The sequence below is a fragment of the Bacillus sp. ISL-57 genome, assembly GCF_018613135.1.
GTDB lineage: Bacteria > Bacillota > Bacilli > Bacillales > DSM-1321 > Peribacillus > Peribacillus frigoritolerans.
Genome location: NZ_JAGGQV010000004.1, coordinates 430,069 through 449,690 on the forward strand (window position 1 = coordinate 430,069; position 19,622 = coordinate 449,690).

General features: G+C 43.6%; 16 protein-coding genes, 1 pseudogene and 1 other annotated feature. Of the genes and pseudogenes, 13 read left to right on the top strand and 4 right to left on the bottom strand.

The genetic code is table 11. The annotated features are described in order from the left end of the window. The first annotated feature begins 125 nt into the window (after nt 1-125). From hemA to ysxE, 8 genes are all read left to right on the top strand, one after another. Complete coding sequence (hemA, locus tag J7I90_RS10500) at nt 126-1,472, top strand: glutamyl-tRNA reductase (RefSeq protein WP_214771360.1); 1,347 nt, start codon at nt 126-128, stop codon at nt 1,470-1,472. Between the two features lie 22 nt (nt 1,473-1,494). Continuing rightward, complete coding sequence (locus tag J7I90_RS10505) at nt 1,495-2,313, top strand: cytochrome C assembly family protein (RefSeq protein ID WP_251025198.1); 819 nt, start codon at nt 1,495-1,497, stop codon at nt 2,311-2,313. A gap of 9 nt (nt 2,314-2,322) precedes the next feature. Continuing rightward, nucleotides 2,323-3,255: a hydroxymethylbilane synthase gene (gene hemC, locus J7I90_RS10510; RefSeq protein WP_214771219.1), complete on the top strand. Its 933-nt coding sequence runs from the start codon at nt 2,323-2,325 to the stop codon at nt 3,253-3,255. Continuing rightward, on the top strand, nt 3,255-4,052 hold the full coding sequence (locus tag J7I90_RS10515) for a uroporphyrinogen-III synthase (RefSeq protein WP_214771222.1): 798 nt from the start codon (nt 3,255-3,257) through the stop codon (nt 4,050-4,052). Before hemC ends, J7I90_RS10515 begins: the two co-directional genes overlap by 1 nt. Next, nucleotides 4,049-5,041, top strand: coding sequence for a porphobilinogen synthase (gene hemB, locus J7I90_RS10520; RefSeq protein WP_072273336.1), 993 nt, complete (start codon nt 4,049-4,051; stop codon nt 5,039-5,041). Before J7I90_RS10515 ends, hemB begins: the two co-directional genes overlap by 4 nt. A gap of 40 nt (nt 5,042-5,081) precedes the next feature. Then, nucleotides 5,082-6,371: a glutamate-1-semialdehyde 2,1-aminomutase gene (gene hemL, locus J7I90_RS10525; protein WP_214771225.1), complete on the top strand. Its 1,290-nt coding sequence runs from the start codon at nt 5,082-5,084 to the stop codon at nt 6,369-6,371. A gap of 429 nt (nt 6,372-6,800) precedes the next feature. Next, a complete protein-coding gene (locus tag J7I90_RS10530; protein WP_214771228.1) occupies nt 6,801-8,204 on the top strand; it encodes a LysM peptidoglycan-binding domain-containing protein in 1,404 nt (467 codons plus the stop codon). Between the two features lie 95 nt (nt 8,205-8,299). Further along, nucleotides 8,300-9,370: a spore coat protein YsxE gene (gene ysxE, locus J7I90_RS10535; RefSeq protein ID WP_311315263.1), complete on the top strand. Its 1,071-nt coding sequence runs from the start codon at nt 8,300-8,302 to the stop codon at nt 9,368-9,370. Between the two features lie 56 nt (nt 9,371-9,426). Here ysxE and J7I90_RS10540 read toward each other — a convergent pair whose 3' ends face one another. After that, entirely contained in the window at nt 9,427-9,618 is a 192-nt protein-coding gene (locus tag J7I90_RS10540) for a hypothetical protein (protein ID WP_101222799.1), read from the bottom strand. Between the two features lie 226 nt (nt 9,619-9,844). Further along, nucleotides 9,845-10,072, top strand: a binding site (T-box leader). A gap of 43 nt (nt 10,073-10,115) precedes the next feature. Here J7I90_RS10540 and J7I90_RS10545 point away from each other — a divergent pair. Continuing rightward, nucleotides 10,116-12,767: a valine--tRNA ligase gene (locus J7I90_RS10545; RefSeq protein WP_214771231.1), complete on the top strand. Its 2,652-nt coding sequence runs from the start codon at nt 10,116-10,118 to the stop codon at nt 12,765-12,767. Between the two features lie 56 nt (nt 12,768-12,823). Here the strand turns inward: J7I90_RS10545 and J7I90_RS10550 are convergent, their stop codons facing one another. Both J7I90_RS10550 and J7I90_RS10555 read right to left on the bottom strand, forming a co-directional pair. Beyond that, entirely contained in the window at nt 12,824-13,669 is an 846-nt protein-coding gene (locus tag J7I90_RS10550; protein ID WP_214771234.1) for an ATP-grasp domain-containing protein, read from the bottom strand. After that, a complete protein-coding gene (locus J7I90_RS10555; RefSeq protein ID WP_214771237.1) occupies nt 13,638-14,579 on the bottom strand; it encodes an ATP-grasp domain-containing protein in 942 nt (313 codons plus the stop codon). The genes J7I90_RS10550 and J7I90_RS10555 overlap by 32 nt, the downstream gene beginning before the upstream one ends. 98 nt (nt 14,580-14,677) lie before the next feature. On the opposite strand from J7I90_RS10555, the gene J7I90_RS10560 reads away from it, so the two are divergent. Further along, on the top strand, nt 14,678-15,967 hold the full coding sequence (locus J7I90_RS10560) for a bifunctional folylpolyglutamate synthase/dihydrofolate synthase (RefSeq protein WP_214771240.1): 1,290 nt from the start codon (nt 14,678-14,680) through the stop codon (nt 15,965-15,967). Between the two features lie 15 nt (nt 15,968-15,982). Here the strand turns inward: J7I90_RS10560 and J7I90_RS10565 are convergent. Then, a pseudogene (locus J7I90_RS10565) lies at nt 15,983-16,252 on the bottom strand (transposase); the annotation flags it as partial. Between the two features lie 565 nt (nt 16,253-16,817). Here J7I90_RS10565 and J7I90_RS10570 point away from each other — a divergent pair. The 3 genes from J7I90_RS10570 to J7I90_RS10580 all read left to right on the top strand — a co-directional run bounded on the left by J7I90_RS10570 (nt 16,818) and on the right by J7I90_RS10580 (nt 19,600). Continuing rightward, nucleotides 16,818-17,570, top strand: a complete 753-nt coding sequence (locus J7I90_RS10570; RefSeq protein WP_214771242.1) for a prepilin peptidase — start codon at nt 16,818-16,820, stop codon at nt 17,568-17,570. Between the two features lie 308 nt (nt 17,571-17,878). Beyond that, nucleotides 17,879-18,844 carry a hypothetical protein gene (locus J7I90_RS10575; RefSeq protein WP_214771244.1) on the top strand — a complete coding sequence of 322 codons (966 nt, stop codon included), beginning with the start codon at nt 17,879-17,881 and terminating at the stop codon, nt 18,842-18,844. 186 nt (nt 18,845-19,030) lie between these two features. Further along, nucleotides 19,031-19,600: a Maf family protein gene (locus J7I90_RS10580; RefSeq protein ID WP_214771246.1), complete on the top strand. Its 570-nt coding sequence runs from the start codon at nt 19,031-19,033 to the stop codon at nt 19,598-19,600. Nucleotides 19,601-19,622 lie beyond the last annotated feature (22 nt).

Consider the following 19,622-nt stretch of genomic DNA (forward strand, 5'->3'; position numbering starts at 1 on the left):
CGTTTTGGCTGTCTTTTCATGGTAGCATACGTTTTCATAAACTGTTCATATTATTTGCGTGAATCCATTTTAGTACATGGTATAATTAATTTACATGAAAAATTTTGGGGGTGCAAAACAAAAGGATGCATATTCTAGCGGTTGGTATAAATTATAAAACTGCCCCTGTAGAAATTCGGGAAAAACTATCGTTTAACGAAGCCGAACTTGCCGAGGCAATGAAAGCTCTTAAAAATAAAAAAAGCATCTTGGAAAATATTATTATTTCAACATGTAACAGGACGGAAATCTATGCGGTCGGGGACCAGCTTCATACAAGCAGGTATTATATCAAGGAATTTCTTTCGGAATGGTTTAACATCGATAAAGAAGAATTTTCTAAATATCTGTTCATTTATGAAGGCGATGGGGCTGTCGAGCATTTATTTTCAGTTACCTGCGGCTTGAATTCCATGATACTGGGAGAAACTCAGATTTTGGGACAAGTACGTTCAAGCTATTTGTTAGGGCAGAAGGAAGATACGATCGGTACCGTTTTTAACCATCTCTTCAAGCAAGCCCTTACATTAGCTAAAAAAGCTCATTCGGAAACCGAAATCAATACCAATGCCGTTTCCGTCAGCTATGCGGCAGTCGAGCTTGCAAAAAAAATCTTTGGAGGCCTGAACGGCAAGAATGTCTTGATTCTTGGGGCCGGTAAGATGGGTGAGCTGGCCATTCAAAATCTGCATAGCAATGGCGCCGACAGCATTACGGTCATTAACCGCACCTTTCAGAAAGCGGTCGACCTGGCTGAGAGATTCAATGGTACGGCCAAACAGCTGCAAGAGTTGCAATGCGCTTTAGTGGATACCGATATCCTGATTACTTCCACTGGAGCAAAAGATCTTCTTGTAACAAAAGAAATGATGTCATTCGTCAATAAGCTTCGTAAGGGCCGTCCTATTTTCATGGTCGATATCGCAGTGCCGCGTGACCTCGATCCAACATTGGCCGAGCTGGAAAATGTCTTCTTGTATGATATTGACGATCTGGAAGGGATCGTGCAAGCCAATATCGAAGAACGTAAAAAAGCTGCCGAGAAAATAGAAATGATGATCGAATCAGAAATCGTGGACTTCAACCAGTGGATCAATTTACTTGGTGTGGTTCCCGTCATTTCTTCTTTACGGGAAAAATCCCTATCGATACAAAAGGAAACGATGGAAAGCATCGAGAGAAAGCTTCCGCATTTGAGCGAACGTGATAAAAAAGTCTTGAACAAGCATACGAAAAGCATCATCAACCAAATGCTGAAAGATCCGATACTTTATGCAAAAGAGCTGGCAGATGAGCCGAATGCAAAAGAGCAATTAAATAATTTCGTGAAAATCTTCCATTTAGAGGAATTGATTGAAGACCAGCTGGTTGCGGATGAAAAAAAACGGAACAGCTCCAAGTCATCCCTATTGAATCCAGTTCCTGTCCAGTAATGAGGTAGATATGGAATTACTAATGACAAGATTGCATGAAGCCACTGTTTTGCTGTATGCCATCAGTATGCTTTTATATTTTATTGATTTCCTTAATAATAACCAGAAGGCGAACAGGGTCGCCTTCTGGTTGCTTTCTATTGTTTGGGTGCTGCAAACAATTTTTTTGTTTCTGTATGTGTTGAAAACGGGAAGGTTCCCGGTATTGACGATTTTTGAAGGCTTATATTTTTATGCATGGGTCCTCATATCGCTATCATTGATCATTAACCGATTGCTAAGGGTCGACTTTACGGTCTTTTTTACGAATGTATTAGGTTTCATGGTTATGGCCATCCATACCTTTGCACCTGTTCAGATAGAATCTCAAGTGCTTGCACAGCGCCTGGTTTCAGAGCTATTGCTCATACATATCACTTTTGCGATCCTATCATATGGGGCATTCACTCTTTCTTTCGTTTTTTCACTTTTATACTTAATTCAATATGATTTATTAAAACGGAAGAAGTGGGGAAAACGCCTGCTTCGACTCGGCGATTTAACAAAGCTTGAGCATATGTCCTATGTCCTCGCAGTTATAGGTGTTCCATTATTGGTCGTCTCCCTCATCCTGGGGATTCAATGGGCTTATATAAAAGTCCCTGGAGTATCCTGGCTGGACATGAAGATCATCGGCTCATTTATTTTGCTTATTGCTTACAGTGTGTTTTTATACTTGAAAATTCGGAAACAAATGTATGGAAGGACGCTAGCCTTTCTGAATATTGGATCTTTCATGATTGTGTTAATTAACTTTTTCCTTTTCGGAAGCCTTTCAACATTCCACTTTTGGAATACATAGGAGGAAACTATGAGAAAAATAATTGTCGGTTCAAGACGTAGTAAATTAGCGATCACCCAAACGAACTGGGTTATCGATCAACTTAAAGGACTTGGGGTCCCATACGAGTTCGAGGTGAAGGAAATTGTCACAAAGGGTGACCAAATCCTTGATGTAACACTTTCCAAGGTCGGCGGAAAGGGCTTATTCGTTAAAGAAATCGAACAAGCGATGCTGGATAAAGAAATTGATATGGCCGTACATAGTATGAAGGATATGCCGGCAGTGCTGCCTCCAGGTTTGACGATTGGCTGCATACCACCGAGGGAGGACCATCGGGATGCTTTGATTTCAAAGAACCATGAAACCCTTTCCGAACTGAAGCCCGGTTCCATCATAGGCACTAGCAGCTTGCGCCGTGGCGCGCAAATTTTGGCTAGAAGGCCGGACCTTGAAATTAAATGGATTCGCGGAAATATCGATACCCGTCTGAATAAGCTGAAAACGGAAGATTATGATGCTATCATTTTAGCGGCAGCAGGACTATCAAGAATGGGTTGGGAGCAGGACATCGTAACGGAATTTTTAGATGAAGATATTTGCATACCGGCAGTGGGACAAGGAGCTCTTTCCATTGAATGCCGTGAAGACGACAAAGAACTACTTGCGGAACTTGCGAAATTGACATGTGAAAAAACGAAAAGGACGGTTGAAGCGGAACGTGCCTTTTTGGATAAAATGGAAGGCGGATGCCAGGTGCCGATTGCCGGATTTGCGGTGGCAAAAGATAATGGGTCCGTTTCCTTGACGGCTTTGGTCGCTGCCCCGGATGGAAAGGTGATATATAAAGAAATGGTTGAAGGTGCTGATCCAGTGGCGGTTGGGCATGCCGCTGCCAAACAGATTAGCGAAATGGGCGGTAAAGAACTGATCGATCGCGTTAAAGAAGAGCTTGATCAGTAATGAACCCAGTTCAACCTCTTAAGGATTATCAGGTATTAATCACCAGAGGGAAAGGACAGGCAGATGGTTTAAAAGAGTCGATCGAAAAAAATGGCGGAACGCCGCTTCTTGTGCCATTGCTTGAGTTCACTCTTCCAGATCATATGGAAGATGTGCAACAGCGGTTTGAAGAGTTGCTTACATATGAATGGATCATTCTGACCAGTCAAAATGGGGTGGATTTCTTCTTTAAGCTTCTTGGAAACCCGCCTTTGAAGCTTCCGAAAATAGCCGTAATCGGCTCCAAAACAGAAATGGCCCTGAAACGGCATGGATATAAGGCGGATTTCGTTCCAGCTCAGTTTGTTGCCGAAGGGTTCGTGGCGGAGTTCAATACCCTGCTTGATCCGGGTGCCCGCGTGTTGCTGGCAAAAGGAAATCTCGCAAGGGCGGTTATTGCGGAGGCGATCAATGAAGCTGGAGCAATCTGTGATGAAGTGATAATTTATCATACAGTGCTTCCCCGAAGCAGTGAAAAAAAGCTGGTACAGCTTATAAAGAACCATGAAATCGACATCATGACCTTTACGAGTTCATCGACGGTCAATCATTTTTTACAGATCATGAAAAGCCATGAATTGGATACATACATAGACCGGATCATCATCGCCTGCATCGGGCCGATTGCCGCTAAAACGGCAGAAAAACACGGGCTATCCGTCGATGTCTATCCAGATGTTTATACGACGGATGCCATGGTTGCGGAGTTAATACGCTTCATATTGAAAAGAAATAAAAAGGGAGGAACTTTCAAATGAAAAACATTCCATTCAATCGCCACCGCCGCTTGCGCGCAAGTGCTGGCATGAGGGCTTTAGTCCGTGAAACACAATTGCATAAAGAGGATTTGATTTATCCGATCTTCGTCATCGACGGGGAAAATGTGAAAAATGAAATCAACTCCATGCCAGGCATCTATCAGCTATCCATGGATAATCTGGGGGCCGAAATGGATGAAGTCGTGAGTCTGGGCATTAAATCAGTCATTTTATTCGGTGTCCCTTTTGATCATGATAAAGACGAACAGGGAACAGGGGCATTTCATCACAACGGACTTGTGCAAGAAGCAACCCGGTTTATTAAAAAACAATATCCCGAAGTTATTGTCATAGCGGATACCTGCCTTTGCGAGTATACAAGCCATGGCCATTGCGGGGTCGTTGAAGGTGAAAAAATCCTTAATGACGCTTCTCTTGACCTTCTTGCCAAAACGGCAATCAGCCAGGCTGAGGCCGGCGCAGATATCATTGCGCCTTCCAATATGATGGACGGTTTCGTTGCGGCCATCCGTGCAGGTCTGGATGAAGCGGGTTATGAAGATATTCCGATCATGTCCTATGCGGTGAAATATGCTTCGGCTTTTTACGGCCCATTCCGTGATGCTGCGAATGGTGCGCCGCAATTTGGCGACAGGAAAACTTACCAAATGGATCCCGCCAATCGCCTTGAAGCGTTTCGTGAAGCTGAATCCGATGTTGCTGAAGGTGCGGACTTCCTAATCGTGAAACCGGCCCTTTCCTACATGGACATCATCAGGGACGTTAAGAATAACTTTAATCTTCCGATCGTTTCCTATAATGTCAGCGGTGAATATTCAATGGTCAAAGCTGCTGCCCAAAACGGCTGGATTGATGAGAAAGCGATAGTGATGGAAATGCTGACAGGCTTGAAACGCGCAGGTTCCGACTTGATCATCACGTATTTTTCAAAAGAGGTAGCACGCTGGATAAACGAAGATAATCAATGATAAAAAAATATAACCTGTAATGGAAAAAGGGGATTGAATCATGCGGTCATATGAAAAATCGAAAAAAGCGTTTGCCGAAGCAAAAAATTTGATGCCAGGCGGCGTGAACAGCCCGGTACGTGCCTTCAAATCTGTGGACATGGATCCCATTTTCATGGAGCGTGGAAAAGGCTCGAAAATGTATGATATCGATGGAAATGAATATATCGACTATGTTCTTTCATGGGGACCGCTCATCCTGGGTCACACGAATGACCGTGTCGTGGAATCATTGAAAAAAGTAGCGGAGTCAGGTACAAGCTTTGGAACCTCTACGCTGATTGAGAATGAGCTGGCCAAGTTGGTCATGGAACGGGTGCCTTCGATTGAAATGATCAGGATGGTATCATCAGGAACCGAAGCGACGATGAGTGCGCTAAGGCTGGCACGAGGCATAACAGGCCGTGATAAAATCCTGAAATTCGAAGGTTCCTATCATGGCCATGGCGATTCATTGCTGATCAAAGCGGGTTCCGGCGTTGCAACATTAGGTTTACCGGATAGCCCTGGTGTACCGGAAGGCATTGCAAAAAATACGATTACCGTAGCATATAATGATCTTGCTGCAACCAAATATGCGTTTGAACAATTTGGCGAAGACATCGCCTGTATCATAGTAGAACCTGTTGCAGGGAATATGGGCGTGGTTCCGCCACAACCTGGTTTCCTCGAAGGTTTACGTGAAGTGACGACCCAATATGGGGCTCTATTGATCTTTGACGAAGTCATGACAGGATTCCGTGTCGGCTATAATTGTGCACAAGGCTATTTCGGCATCGTACCTGACTTGACTTGCCTTGGGAAAGTAATTGGCGGCGGCTTGCCTGTCGGAGCATTCGGAGGCAAGCGCGAATTCATGGAACAAATTGCCCCGAGTGGGACAATCTATCAAGCGGGAACCTTGTCTGGTAACCCTCTTGCCATGACGGCAGGCTTTGAAACGTTGAGCCAATTGACTCCGGAATCTTATGATGAGTTCACCCGAAAAGGGGATATGCTCGAAAAAGGAATTGGAGCGGCAGCGGAAAAGTACGGAGTTCCCCATACATTCAACCGTGCCGGTTCCATGATTGGACTTTTCTTTACTAATGAAGATGTCGTAAACTATGATACAGCAAAAACATCCGATTTAGAGTTCTTTGCTTCCTACTTTAGGGAAATGGCGAATCAAGGCATTTACTTGCCGCCGTCACAGTTTGAAGGGTTATTCCTTTCCACTGCACATAGTGATGAAGATATCGAAAAAACCATTGAAGCGGCAGAACAGGCTTTTGCCAAATTAAAAAAATGATTCAAAGCTTCATGAGCTACCGCGATATTCGATAATGATAAATTTGAACTGGCTGCCATTTCTCCAAAAACTTTTGGAGAAAGGCAGCCAGTTTTTTTGAATTCAATCCGTACGTGGAAGAATCGAATCTAACGTTCACGTCCGAATTAATTGGAGGTAGGTCTAAATAATTGGTAGAAAGCAGAATTAATAGGCTGTTGGGGAATTAATATGGCCGTAGGCCGAATATATGGTTTTCATGTCGGATTTTTCATGCTGCTTGATAATCCCGCTTGATATAGCCTGAAAATTGAACCCCCTTCTTTTAAAAGGTTCAGGGAATATGTAAGGAGTGCGCTGCAAATGAAATTAAGGAATAAACAGCTTCTTTCCTTCATAGATTGATATTGGTATAGGTACCGTTTCATGAAGCTGAAAGGAGGAGTTGTCTTGTCGCAAGAAAATGAATCGTATTTACGATTTTCTTTAGAAGAATCCGTTTGGTTTCAGAAGGGACAGGAAGTGGCTGAGCTATATTCGATTTCCCTTGATCCAAATGTGTCGATTCAAGAAAGTGATCAATATGTTTTTATACGAGGCTCGTTAGATTTAAGCGGTGAATACAAAGACTCGCAAAATGGTGAAGAAGAGGAGTTTTCGCAGACCTTTTTGCCAAAAGCGGTTCAAAAGGTCGAGAGGCATCTCAATGGACTTAATGAGTTCACACACCGTTTTCCGGTTGATATAACGATTCCGAATAATCGGATTGCCTCTTTGGATGAGGTCGATGTCTCGATTCAAAGCTTTGATTATGCCATGCCAGAGCATAACTGCTTGAAATTGCAGGCGGACCTTTTGATAACCGGAATCTATAATGATTCATATGTGGAAGAACGGTTTGATACTGAGCAGGAAGTTGGGGAAACGGAGGATCAGGAAGAAACGGATGGGGAAAATGAGTCATACATTCCTTATGCAGCTGCAGTGCCGCCAATCCCGGATTTTCAGCCCGTTTTCCGTGATGAGGAGGAAGAAGAGTTATATGCGCCTTTTTCTGCAGAGTCAAAACGGGTTTCTGAAGCAAATGAAGAAGAAGAAGAAGAAGAACCGATTTATTTAAGCGATCAGCATAATGCTCCCGTTTTTGAAATTCCCGTTTCACCATATCCTGAAGAGGAGGAGTGGGAAACGGAAGTGCATAGACAGGAAGAAGCTGAGGCTGTAGAGGAAGAAGTGATTGGTGATCCGCCTGACTCCTCGGAAAAGGTACCTTTCATGGGAGAGGCAAAATTGGAGGAAGAACCAAGCAGGCAGGATTCCATGGAGACTCCTCGTGTGACATTCATAGAAGAAGTAGAAGAAGAGCCAAGTAAAGCAACCAATCATCAAAGTAGCCCAGTTTCAAATTTAGAAACCGAGGATGTCATCCGGCAGGAAGACGATGCCGTTACAGCGGGTCCTATCCTTAATGAAAATGTTAAGGTGGAGCAGGAAGAGGAATCCAATTCATCCATAAGCGATCTATTCAAAAAGAGGGAAAGACCTGCGCCTCCGGCTAAGGAAGGTAAGAATTTCAAAGGCAGGAAACAAGCAGCGGAACGTGATGAAAAAGAAACGGCCGATCATGATGAAAAGCAGCTTTCCATCATGGATTTATTCGGACGGAAACAAGAAGAAGAACTGGTAAGGATGAAGGTTTGCATTGTTCAGCAAGGGGAAACGCTTGATGACTTGGCTCAGCGATATGATGTTACGGTTCAATCGATCCTTTTCAGCAATGAATTGGAGTCGAATCAGAACGTCCATGAAGGGCAAGTCATTTATATACCGAAGGCGGTTGCGTATAAGAATTGACCGGGACAGAGAGCAGGGCATTTGCTCTGCTCCTGTTTTTTAAATGCTGGAGGAATCGGATTGTTTAGTTTTTTTAGAGAAAGTGAGTGAGTCTCGTGAGGGAAAACGAGAATCAGCAGCCTGCCAATCGGGATCGGGACACGGAGACCGTATTGAAGGAATATGCCATGTATGTTCAATATATTGAGGACTTCGGGCGTGTAAAAAAAATATACAGTGATCGCGGTACATTTGCCTTGAAATCCATGTTACCGCAGAACGGCATTGATTTTATCAAAAATGTTCAAAAACTGTACCAGCGCGGCTTTAATCGAATCGTTCCCATTTATCAAACGATGGACCAGCGTTACGCCGTTCTTCATAAAGGACGTTTGTATTACCTGATGCCCTGGCTTAATGATGAAAGGGACGGGGAGCGCGATGAAAAGAATAAGCAAATGTTCAGGGAGCTTGCTCGGATGCATTCACTTTCCGTTAAGGAAATACAAGTGGATATTGAGGAACGGGAAGCCCATTTTGAGCGGACGCTTGATGCCTGGAATAACGAAAAGGAATTTATAGAAGAGTATATTGTCAGCTGTGAAAAGAAGTGGTATATGTCTCCATTCGAACTGACGGTTTGTTCTTTCTATACTGATATTTCACAGGCGTTGAAGTACTCGATCAAGAAGTTTGAAACCTGGTATGAAAAAACGAAGGATAGTGAAAAGGTTCGAACCGTGGTAACGCACGGAAAGGTTTCTTTGAAGCATTTTGTTTATGATGAGCGGGGATATGGCTACTTCATCAATTTTGAGAATTCGAATATGGCTCCGCCGCATTTCGATTTACTGCCATTTCTCGTTAAATCGGCCAGGACCTATCCTGTCCAATGCGATGACTGTGTTGACTGGCTATATAACTATTTTCGTTATTTTCCGTTAAAAGAAGAAGAATTGCTTCTCATGCAAAGTTATCTGGCATTCCCTGGATCAGCTTTGGAATTAGTGAAGGGTTATTCCGATGGCAGGAGCCATCGTTCAGAGCTTGATAATGTCACGCAACTACAGCGGCAATTTTGGCTTTTGAAAAATATTGAATATATGGTGATGAAAATCGAAGAAATCGAACAGCAGAAAAAGGCTGCTGCCGAGGCTGCAAAAGAAGAACAATCACCCCCAAGCTAAATATACATGATTGGATCATCTCCAGTCATGTATATTTTTTTGCTGTAAGGGAATAATTAAATCCATTCGAAATACAAAGACATGGCCAGGAAAATAAACGCGATTAGCAGGAGCATATCGAAGAAAGTCGGGAAAATCAGCGTGCGTAATCCTTGGAATACGATAAAGGGAACGATGAACTGCTGGCAGACACCGCGGAATTTCTTCATCCAAGGCGGTAAAGTATAGGGAGTATATCTTCGTTTCATATTATTACCTTCCTTTTTAGGACTTCTTATATTCTATGGGTGGGCAGGGAAAAAGGTGAAACAGCCGTCACATTCACTGTTCCTGGAGGATAAAATAAAGAAAATGGACTTGAATGCATCAAATGGGATGATTCCTGAGAAAGTAAGGGAAAAGATGATTGACTAGAGCCCCATGTTTTTTGTACTATATACTATATGCATTCAATGTTTTTACATATGAATATAAATCAATGCAAAGACCGGAAATAGTAAGATGAAATGCACTTTTCAGAGAGGAAACCAAATTGGTGCGAGGTTTCCAGGCAGCAGCATCCGAAGTCGTCCGCGAGCAGTCTTCGTGAATTTTTTAGTAGCGAAGGCCGGTGAAGAGCCGTTATCCGATTTGAGAGCCGAAAGAGACTTTTTCTTTTTCGGAAAAAAGGTGGCACCGCGAACAACTTCCTTCGTCCTTTTGTGATGATGGAAGTTTTTTTTATGCCCAAAAAGGAGGAAATGATATGGAAGAGAACCAAATTTCAATGCCGACTAAATATGATCCGCAGACGATAGAGAAAGGCCGCTACAAATGGTGGCTTGATGGAAAGTTTTTCGAAACGACGGGTGACGATGAAAAAGAACCATATACGATTGTCATCCCGCCGCCTAACGTTACAGGTAAGCTGCATCTTGGCCACGCTTGGGATACGACACTTCAAGATATATTGACACGCATGAAAAGGATGCAAGGCTATGATGTTTTATGGTTACCAGGCATGGACCATGCCGGTATCGCCACTCAAGCAAAAGTAGAACAGAAACTTCGTGCGGATGGCGTGAGCCGTTATGACCTTGGGCGTGAAAAATTCGTGGAAGAGACATGGAAGTGGAAAGAGGAATATGCGAGCCATATCCGTGAACAATGGTCAAAGCTTGGGCTTGGACTTGATTATACACGTGAACGCTTCACTCTGGATGAAGGGCTTTCAAAAGCAGTGCGTGAAGTGTTCGTTTCGCTTTATAACAAGGGCTTGATTTATCGCGGCGAATACATCATCAACTGGGATCCATCAACGAAAACGGCGTTATCCGATATCGAGGTCATTTACAAAGATGTGCAGGGCGCATTTTACCATATGAAATATCCGTTGGTTGACGGATCGGGTGAAATTGAAATTGCCACCACCCGTCCAGAAACGATGCTTGGCGATACTGCTGTTGCCGTACACCCTGAAGATGACCGTTATAAACACTTGATCGGCAAAAAGGTCCGCCTGCCAATTACAGGCCGGGAAATCCCGATTGTCGGCGATGATTATGTCGATATGGAATTCGGTTCAGGTGCGGTCAAAATTACTCCTGCTCATGACCCGAATGACTTCGAAATCGGGAACCGTCACGATTTGGAGCGCATCCTTGTCATGCATGAAGATGGCTCGATGAATGAAAAGGCCGGTAAATATGAAGGCATGGACCGTTTTGAATGCCGTAAGCAAATCGTCAAGGACCTTCAGGAAGAAGGAGTACTCTTCAAAATCGAAGATCACCTTCACTCAGTAGGCCATTCAGAGAGAAGCGGTGCTGTTGTTGAACCATATCTTTCCACGCAATGGTTCGTTAAGATGCAGCCGCTGGCTGATGCATCCGTTGAGCTTCAAAAAGGAACAGATGAGGAAAAAGTTCATTTCGTACCGGACCGTTTCGAGAAAACGTACCTGCATTGGATGGAAAATATCCGCGACTGGTGCATTTCCCGCCAGCTTTGGTGGGGACACCGCATTCCCGCCTGGTACCATAAAGAAACAGGTGAAGTGTATGTAGGTCATGAAGAGCCGGCGGACGCTGAAAACTGGGAACAAGATACAGATGTCCTTGATACATGGTTCAGCTCGGCATTATGGCCGTTCTCGACTATGGGATGGCCTGATAAGGACAGTGTCGATTTCCAACGTTACTATCCAACCGGGGCACTTGTGACAGGCTATGATATCATTTTCTTCTGGGTATCGCGGATGATTTTCCAAGCTCTTGAGTTCACAGGTGAACGCCCATTTGAAGATGTGCTGATCCACGGTCTGGTTCGTGACGAACAGGGGCGCAAGATGAGTAAATCGCTTGGCAATGGTGTCGATCCGATGGATGTCATCGATCAATACGGTGCCGATTCCCTGCGTTACTTCTTATCTACGGGCAGCTCGCCAGGCCAGGACCTTCGTTATAGTACGGAAAAAGTCGAAGCAGTTTGGAATTTCTCCAATAAGATTTGGAACGCATCCCGTTTTGCTTTGATGAACATGAATGGCATGACGTATGACGAAATCGATTTAAGCGGTGAGAAGTCTGTTGCCGATAAATGGATCTTGACGCGTTTGAATGAAACGGTTTCCAACGTAACCAGACTTGCGGACCGTTATGAGTTTGGTGAAGTGGGCCGTGTGCTATACAACTTCATTTGGGATGACTTCTGTGACTGGTATATTGAAATGGCGAAGCTTCCACTATATGGAGAAGACGAAGCGGCTAAGAAAACGACGCGCTCGATCTTGGCGTATGTACTGGATAACACAATGAGATTGTTACACCCGTTCATGCCATTCATTACCGAAGAAATCTGGCAGAACCTACCGCATCAAGGTGAGTCCATCACTGTTGCCGCTTGGCCGGAAGTGAATGAAGAGTTGACAGATACAGCTGCCGCCGAGGAAATGAAGCTGCTTGTTGAAATCATCCGCTCCGTCCGTAATATCCGTGCTGAGGTGAACACACCGCTAAGCAAAAAAATCAATTTGATTTTAAAAGCGAAAGATGAGGCCATCTTAGCGACATTACAGAAAAACAGCAGCTATATCGAGCGTTTCTGCAACCCTGAACAATTGACGATCGGAATCGAAGTAGAAGAGCCTGCTCAAGCCATGACAGCTGTGGTAACTGGCGTAGAACTAATCCTTCCGCTTACAGGACTGATCAATATTGACGAAGAAGTGAAACGTCTTGAAAAAGAACTCGACAAACTTAATAAAGAAGTTGAGCGTGTACAGAAAAAATTAGGCAACGAGGGCTTCGTTAAAAAGGCGCCGGCAAGCGTCATCGAAGAAGAACGTGCCAAGGAAAAAGACTATAGCGAAAAACGCGACTCTGTAATCCACAGGATCAGCGAACTGAAACAACTGTAAAACAAAAGGATGAACCAGCTTGAAGCCGGTTCATCCTTTTTCTGTTTACATGCTATTTAAGAAGAGGATATGCTTTCTTTTATGAATGTAAGGTACTCCCATACGATATTCATATCACTTAGTGCACTTAATGTCCGGCTCCCGACGACATCCTCAATTTCGTTCAGCATGAGGCTGCCATCTTGGGCAAATATGAAATCGATACCGACCAGGCCGAAATCAAATGAACTCATTACCCTTTCAACAAGGGCTAATTCAGATGCCGTCAGCTCATATAGCGAAGCCGATCCGCCCAGCGTATAATTTGCCTTGAAACTGGAAGCGGATTCCCTGAGTACCGCGGCCTTCACTTTATTACCAACCACAAAAACGCGGATATCCCTACCGAATAAGCCAGGTTTTTGGATTATCCAATTCCCATCATTCAGTTGGGCAAGATCATCGGCATGCTCGATTAGAAATACTTGTTTCCCGCCGCGGCCGCTAGTTTCTTTAGCAATGAAAGGGAGCTCCATGTCATCGGCACTCGGCCTTCCGTTACAATAAACGGTATCGGCCATTGGAATCCCCAGCGAGGACAAATATTGATGCGTCTTTGCTTTGTCATTCGCGATTTCCGATACGAAGGAGGAGTTAAAGCAAGCAATCCCCAATTGCTCAAGTTGCTTTGTGAAAAAAGGATCGATGGTCCGGACGATGGCAAAGTCCGGCAATGAAATTGGCTGCATCTCATGTTCCACATACAACTTGTTGAAACGATGACCGATCCTAAGGTCTTCCCGAAAGTGAAAGTGTAAATCAAGATCAAGCTTACTGGCTTCGTCAAGCATCCAATCTATGTATCCTTTATTTTTCAAGGCATCCTCACGGTTATAAATCAACCAGCCTGCTTGTTTTTTCATCAGATGCACTTCCTTTTCCTAATTCTTTCAAGATATAATCGAACATGCTATCGGCGATGTTGATGCCTGTACATTCATAAATGTTCAATAAATGCGAATTTGAATTCACTTCGCACAAAAGCGGACCTTCTTCACCAAACAGCAAATCGACGCCAGCGAAGTCGGCACCCAGAATTTGTGCACATCGAATGGCAAGTTGTGCTTCTTCACTGGTGGGTATATATGGTGCAGCCTGCCCCCCGGCAGTCATATTAGCTCGGAAGTCCTGTTCGGAATGACGTTGCATCGCTGCTATGACTTGATTGCCCACGACATTCACGCGAATATCCCGACCTTTACTGTGCTCGATGAATTCCTGGATGATAAATGGTTTGTGGCCAAGATCACGGCCCGTCTTCAGTAAATCATCTTCTGATTGGATTAAATATACTTGTTCCCCAAAAGAACCGTATGCTTCCTTAACGATTAGAGGATAACCGAGTTCATTGCCGATTTGGATAAAAGCATCCATATTGACCCTTTCAATCCCTTCGTACGTAAAAGGGGGAAATATGGTTTTCGGCATCGGTATGCCATGCCCTGTTAAGGCTTGATGTGTTTTTGCTTTGCTGTCGCATATATCGATTGCTGCACTGCTGTTATATACGGGGATGCCGAGCAATTCCAAATGGCGCGCCAAATGAATGTCTTTATCCATGAACAGAACAAAATCCGGCAGCTTATCAAAGGTTCCTTTCAGCCGCGGCACTCCTTTTTCGATTATGGGCATGAGATCTGAATTGCGGATAAGGGTTGCCATGATATCTTTCCTTTCAGCCGCCTCTTTAATGAAAAAAGCTAAACTGGAAAACTTATCATGCTGTAAATAGCCGTTGACGACAATCCAACAGTGGAAATCTGAAGTTTTCATGGTAAAACACTACCTTTCATCTAGGTTAATCGTACATATATTGATAAAATAATCTTAACGCATAAGAGCGGTATAAAGAAAGAGGAGGCTCCACGATAATGGTTACAACCATGAAAGAAATCAATCAATTTTTTGAACGGCGCCAAGTTCAATTGGGCATGAATTTTGGACTGTCACGGATGGAAACATTGTTAACTGAATTAGGCGACCCGCACAAGGAGCTAAAGTATATTCACATTGCAGGGTCCAACGGGAAAGGATCGACACTGCAATATATTAAAGGAATTCTGCTTGCCCAAGGGATTCGGGTCGCTTCCTTCACTTCTCCTTATTTAATACGGATGAATGAACAGCTGAAGGTGAATGAGGATGAAATAAGTGATCAGGATTTCATCGATGTCTTCCGTAAGCTTAGTCCGATCATACATGAGATGGACAGCAAGGGGAATGGTCCCACCCAGTTCGAAATTTTGACTGCAATGGCATTCTCTTATTTTAGCCAAAAGGAAGTCGATTTGGTTTTAATGGAAACCGGTTTGGGAGGCAGGCTTGATACAACCAATGTCATCCAGCCGTTTCTTTCGATCATTACCTCGATCTCTTTGGAACATACGAACATCCTGGGTAACACACTTGGGGAAATTGCTTTTGAGAAGGCAGGCATCATAAAAAGCGGGGCGCCGGTCATCAGCGGAGTCACAGCCGGGGAACCAGCAAAAGTAATTGAAGAAAAAGCGTCAGCTTTAGGCGTACCTTATTACCAATTGGGTAAAGACTTTCATGTTAGCAATATGAAGCGAAGTGAACGTGGGCAAAGTTTCTCATTTTCACTTGCCGACAGGTCAATCGAAAATGTGGAAATGCGGATGCTGGGCCGTCATCAAATGGAGAATGCGGCACTGGCCATTGCTGCTGTCACAGTTGGAATGGAAAATATCGATGAAAAAAGCATCCTTAAAGGAATAGGGGCAGCGAAATGGGATGGGCGCTTTGAAAAAATATCGGATGAGCCATTGGTGATCATTGATGGTGCACATAATCCTGCCGGCATCGACGTACTGAAGGAAACGCTAAAAGTGCATTACCCCGACTATAAGTACCGATTCGTATTCAGCTCATTTAAAGATAAAAATTATTCCGAGATGCTTCATGGACTGGAAACGGGGGCAATGGAAATCATCATTACCGAATTCGACCATGAACGGGCGGCGGATGCGAAAACGCTTTTTGAAAAATGCAGTCATCCAAATAAAAGTATAAACAAGGATTGGCAGGCGGCGATAACGGAAGGCAAAAGGAAAACGGGGGATAAAGAGATCCTTGTCATTACAGGGTCCCTTCATTTCCTTTCACTTGTGAGGGAGTTCCTAATCAGGGAAGATGCCTAAATAATGTGCATTACCGTAATGAGGCATTTTATCATGGAAACCAAAGCCTAAGAACCAACGGTAAGCCATATTTGTTTCAACTTCTTCAATTGCTTTATGCATTGAACGAATACCGAGGGGGAAATCGAATGAAAGTCAGTTTGGCTAATATAACTGGATCAATACTTGGGCTTCCTATCTCTGAATATATATCTTTCACCAAATCATAAATGAAAGTGAAGTCAATGGCAGCCTCAATTTTACGAACCAACTGATTCGCCGGCACCAGTTGGTCTAAGTAATCATTTCAAGTTGGTCTCGCTGAATAGAATAATGTCACCTCAGGTTTTAATAGTTCTATTTTAAAACAAAAAAGACTATAGGCAAAAGGAGTTCCATCTGAAATTTTAAACATAGTTGATTGGAGCGGGTGTACGAGACTCCTGCGGGAATAGCGAGTCCAAGGGAGACCCCACAGTCGCAAGTGCGCCGAGGAGGCTCCCGGACCGCCCGCGGAAAGCGAGTGCCTGAAGTGGAAATCTGTACAAGCCAAAAAAAACTGTAGACAAACTCGATTTTCATCGAGTTTGTCTACAGTCCGAAAGGATCTTTACGAAGGTCCTTTTCTCTTGTTAAAGAGCCTCTTGAAAAGAAAAAACTCCAATAGAATGATTGATAACAAACCAGCCAATTTATTTGTTAAAATATGTTTATATATTGCATTCCATATGAATGTTGAATAGTAGGATATGCTTAATTAAATGACGGGAGGAATGAGCATGAAGAACCCAATGGTTAACTACATAGCGGAAGGGACTTTTATATCAGGGTTTCAAAGAAAGGCAATCGAATCCACATGCACTTTGTATAAATGATGGCTATCCATATCTATCTTTTCGTATTTGGCTTAATTTTAGGCTCATTTTTTAACGTTGTCGGTTTAAGTGTTCCAGCTGGCCATTCATTTGCGAATCGTCGCTCCGCCTGCCCTTCTTGCGGGCGTACATTGACATTCTTCGAGTTGATGCCGGTTATTTCTTATATGTTGCAAGGCGGTAAATGCCGGGGCTGTAAAGCAAGGATATCCCCCCTTTATCCGGCCGTGGAAATGCTGACCGGTGTTTTGTTTGCCTCTGCTCCGATATTCCTTGGCTGGTCGGGCGAACTTTTGGTTGGCTGGATATTGATTTCATTATTTATGATCATCTTCGTGACTGATGTCGCCTATATGCTCATACCCGATAAAATACTGCTTTTCTTTATAGTGATTTTTATTGTTTTAAGAGTCTCATTTCCACTGACGCCCTGGTGGGATTCAATTGTCGGGGCAGCGGTTGGTTTTAGCCTGCTGTTATCAATCGCGGTCGTGAGTAAGGGGGGCATGGGTGGCGGTGATATCAAGCTGTTTGCAGTGATTGGCTTCGTATTGGGAATGAAGATGGTGCTGTTATCGTTGCTTTTTGCGTGCTTTTATGGGGCATTGCTTGGCATCACCGGGTTGCTGACCGGAATCTTAAAAAAGAAAACCCTTATTCCTTTCGGACCGTATATCGTTTTTGGGACATTGACTGCTTATTTTTGGGGCGATTCGCTATTACATTGGTATGTAACATTTTTAAGATGAGCTTAAAGGGCCATCCTGATTCAAGAGGAATTTGTCAAAAAATCACCTGAACAATAGCTCAGTAGGGAACCATCCCCATTTGACGGCAAGAGATTATGAAATGATAGAGGGATGTATGTAATTGGTGAGAGGTGATATGGAAGGGTTCATGAAGCAATAGTACCAGTACCTGGAATTCCTTTTTTGTTACCGATATATGAATAGGGAAATTTGACGAAACCTATTAATGACAAGACGACAAAAGTCTTGTTATTTTTTTTTCCCTCTATGATAGGATGAAAAAAATGATCTGGAGGGGAGGAAAAAAATTGGGCAAGCCGGAAGAAAGCAAGGGTGTAACGATTAAAATAAATGGGGAAGAAAAAGTATTTGCCGATAAAAAAGTTGAAAGTCAAGAGGCGGCGAGTAAGGAGCAGGAACAGGAACAAACTGATGAGAGTTTCGAATGGATACTCCCTGAGGATTCAAATGAAAGCAAGATCGTATTGGTACCCACACCGCCAAAGAAGAAAATGCCGAAGCTCATCGGTTTTGGTACCGGGTCACTGAAAAGCTCGGATAAAAGACCGATCAAGACATTCATGATCGCAGTCATTTGTGCTGTGTTTTTTGGGTCGATTCTTGGCTTGATCGCCGTTAAAACGATTACAAAGGAAAAAGCCGAAGTATCTTCGGTCGAGACCCCGATTCCAACTGAAGCCACAGTTGAAGATAAAAAAGCGGCAGTGACCGAACCGGGAAACCAGCTGAAGACATTCCTTGTACAGGGGGGAGTATTCAGCAGCGAGGATGCGGCAAGGCAAATTCAAAAGAAAATCATTGAAAAGCAGGTTCCTGCTGAAATCTTCAAATTGGAAGAAAGCTATTATCTATTTCTGGGATCTGCAGAGAGTCTAGCTGCAAGTAAAGAATTGGCCTTGTTCTTAAAGTCATATGATGTGGATGTATATTGGAAGGAAATCAATTTTGAAGCGGCAGGGACAAGCCAAGAAGATGAAAAAACCCTCGACAAGATGAAGGCAGTATATGCTTCGTTGGCAGAAACATCCGCAACAAAGCTCCGCGGAAAGGCAGGGACGGTAAACGGGGAAACCCTGAAAAAAAACATGGATGAACTGAAGGCGGGGAAATTATCGCCGGCGTTTTCAAAGATGAACGATGACCTGACTGCTGCGGCAAAGTCGATTGATGAATATGAGACTTCCAAAAATGAAGAAAAGCTATTCCAGGCTCAAGAAAGTCTTTTGAATTTTTTATTGAATTACCAAAAGTAGTGAAATAGGGGGGCTGCCTAATGGGACAAGCCTCCCAATATGAAACCATCTGTGACACCTTTTTTATTTTCCGGGAAATACTTACAGGGATTTGTCGATTCCTAGTAAACAATAATTGTGGATTGCACCATTATTTGATAGGATAGATATGTATCTCCCTATGTAAAGAAAGGTGACTTTTATATTATGCATCCATTGATTTTAGCTTCCTCATCACCACGTCGTAAAGAACTTCTTCAATTTCTTCAAATCCCCTTTGAAAGCATGAATTCCAATGTTGATGAAAGTATTGATGAAAACATGTGTCCTGATGCAGCGGTGAAAGAACTGGCATCCCGTAAAGCGGAAGCCATCGCAGCAAAATTTCAGGAAAGCTGGGTAATCGGCTCGGATACCGTTGTTGTCCTTGATGGTAAGATTTTGGGTAAGCCGGTAAGCAGGGCGGATGGAAAAAGAATGCTGGAAATGTTATCAGGACGGACACATGAAGTATACACAGGTGTCGCCATCCTGTTCGGAAAGCATCGCAGAGTATTCGCAGAAAAAACGGAAGTGACATTTTGGGAGCTGCCAGAAGCTGAAATCGAACGATATCTGGATAGCGGGGAACCTTTTGACAAAGCTGGCGCCTATGGGATTCAAGGATACGGATCTCTTCTTGTCAAACAAATCAAAGGGGACTATTTCTCAGTCGTCGGGCTTCCGGTCTCAAGACTGGCCCGGGAACTTAAAGCGATGCAGGAAGAGTTAGGATAATCTGATTTCCCCTGGCATCTTC

What these genes read in the sequence shown, in the direction of transcription:
- J7I90_RS10570 (WP_214771242.1), top strand. Translation starts at nt 16,818, where the DNA reads ATGATGGCTATCCATATCTATCTTTTCGTATTTGGCTTAATTTTAGGC.
- hemB (WP_072273336.1), top strand. Translation starts at nt 4,049, where the DNA reads ATGAAAAACATTCCATTCAATCGCCACCGCCGCTTGCGCGCAAGTGCT.
- J7I90_RS10580 (WP_214771246.1), top strand. Translation starts at nt 19,031, where the DNA reads ATGCATCCATTGATTTTAGCTTCCTCATCACCACGTCGTAAAGAACTT.
- hemC (WP_214771219.1), top strand. Translation starts at nt 2,323, where the DNA reads ATGAGAAAAATAATTGTCGGTTCAAGACGTAGTAAATTAGCGATCACC.
- J7I90_RS10555 (WP_214771237.1), bottom strand. Translation starts at nt 14,579, where the DNA reads ATGAAAACTTCAGATTTCCACTGTTGGATTGTCGTCAACGGCTATTTA.
- J7I90_RS10540 (WP_101222799.1), bottom strand. Translation starts at nt 9,618, where the DNA reads ATGAAACGAAGATATACTCCCTATACTTTACCGCCTTGGATGAAGAAA.
- J7I90_RS10545 (WP_214771231.1), top strand. Translation starts at nt 10,116, where the DNA reads ATGGAAGAGAACCAAATTTCAATGCCGACTAAATATGATCCGCAGACG.
- J7I90_RS10505 (WP_251025198.1), top strand. Translation starts at nt 1,495, where the DNA reads ATGACAAGATTGCATGAAGCCACTGTTTTGCTGTATGCCATCAGTATG.
- J7I90_RS10560 (WP_214771240.1), top strand. Translation starts at nt 14,678, where the DNA reads ATGGTTACAACCATGAAAGAAATCAATCAATTTTTTGAACGGCGCCAA.
- hemL (WP_214771225.1), top strand. Translation starts at nt 5,082, where the DNA reads ATGCGGTCATATGAAAAATCGAAAAAAGCGTTTGCCGAAGCAAAAAAT.
- J7I90_RS10515 (WP_214771222.1), top strand. Translation starts at nt 3,255, where the DNA reads ATGAACCCAGTTCAACCTCTTAAGGATTATCAGGTATTAATCACCAGA.
- hemA (WP_214771360.1), top strand. Translation starts at nt 126, where the DNA reads ATGCATATTCTAGCGGTTGGTATAAATTATAAAACTGCCCCTGTAGAA.
- J7I90_RS10550 (WP_214771234.1), bottom strand. Translation starts at nt 13,669, where the DNA reads ATGAAAAAACAAGCAGGCTGGTTGATTTATAACCGTGAGGATGCCTTG.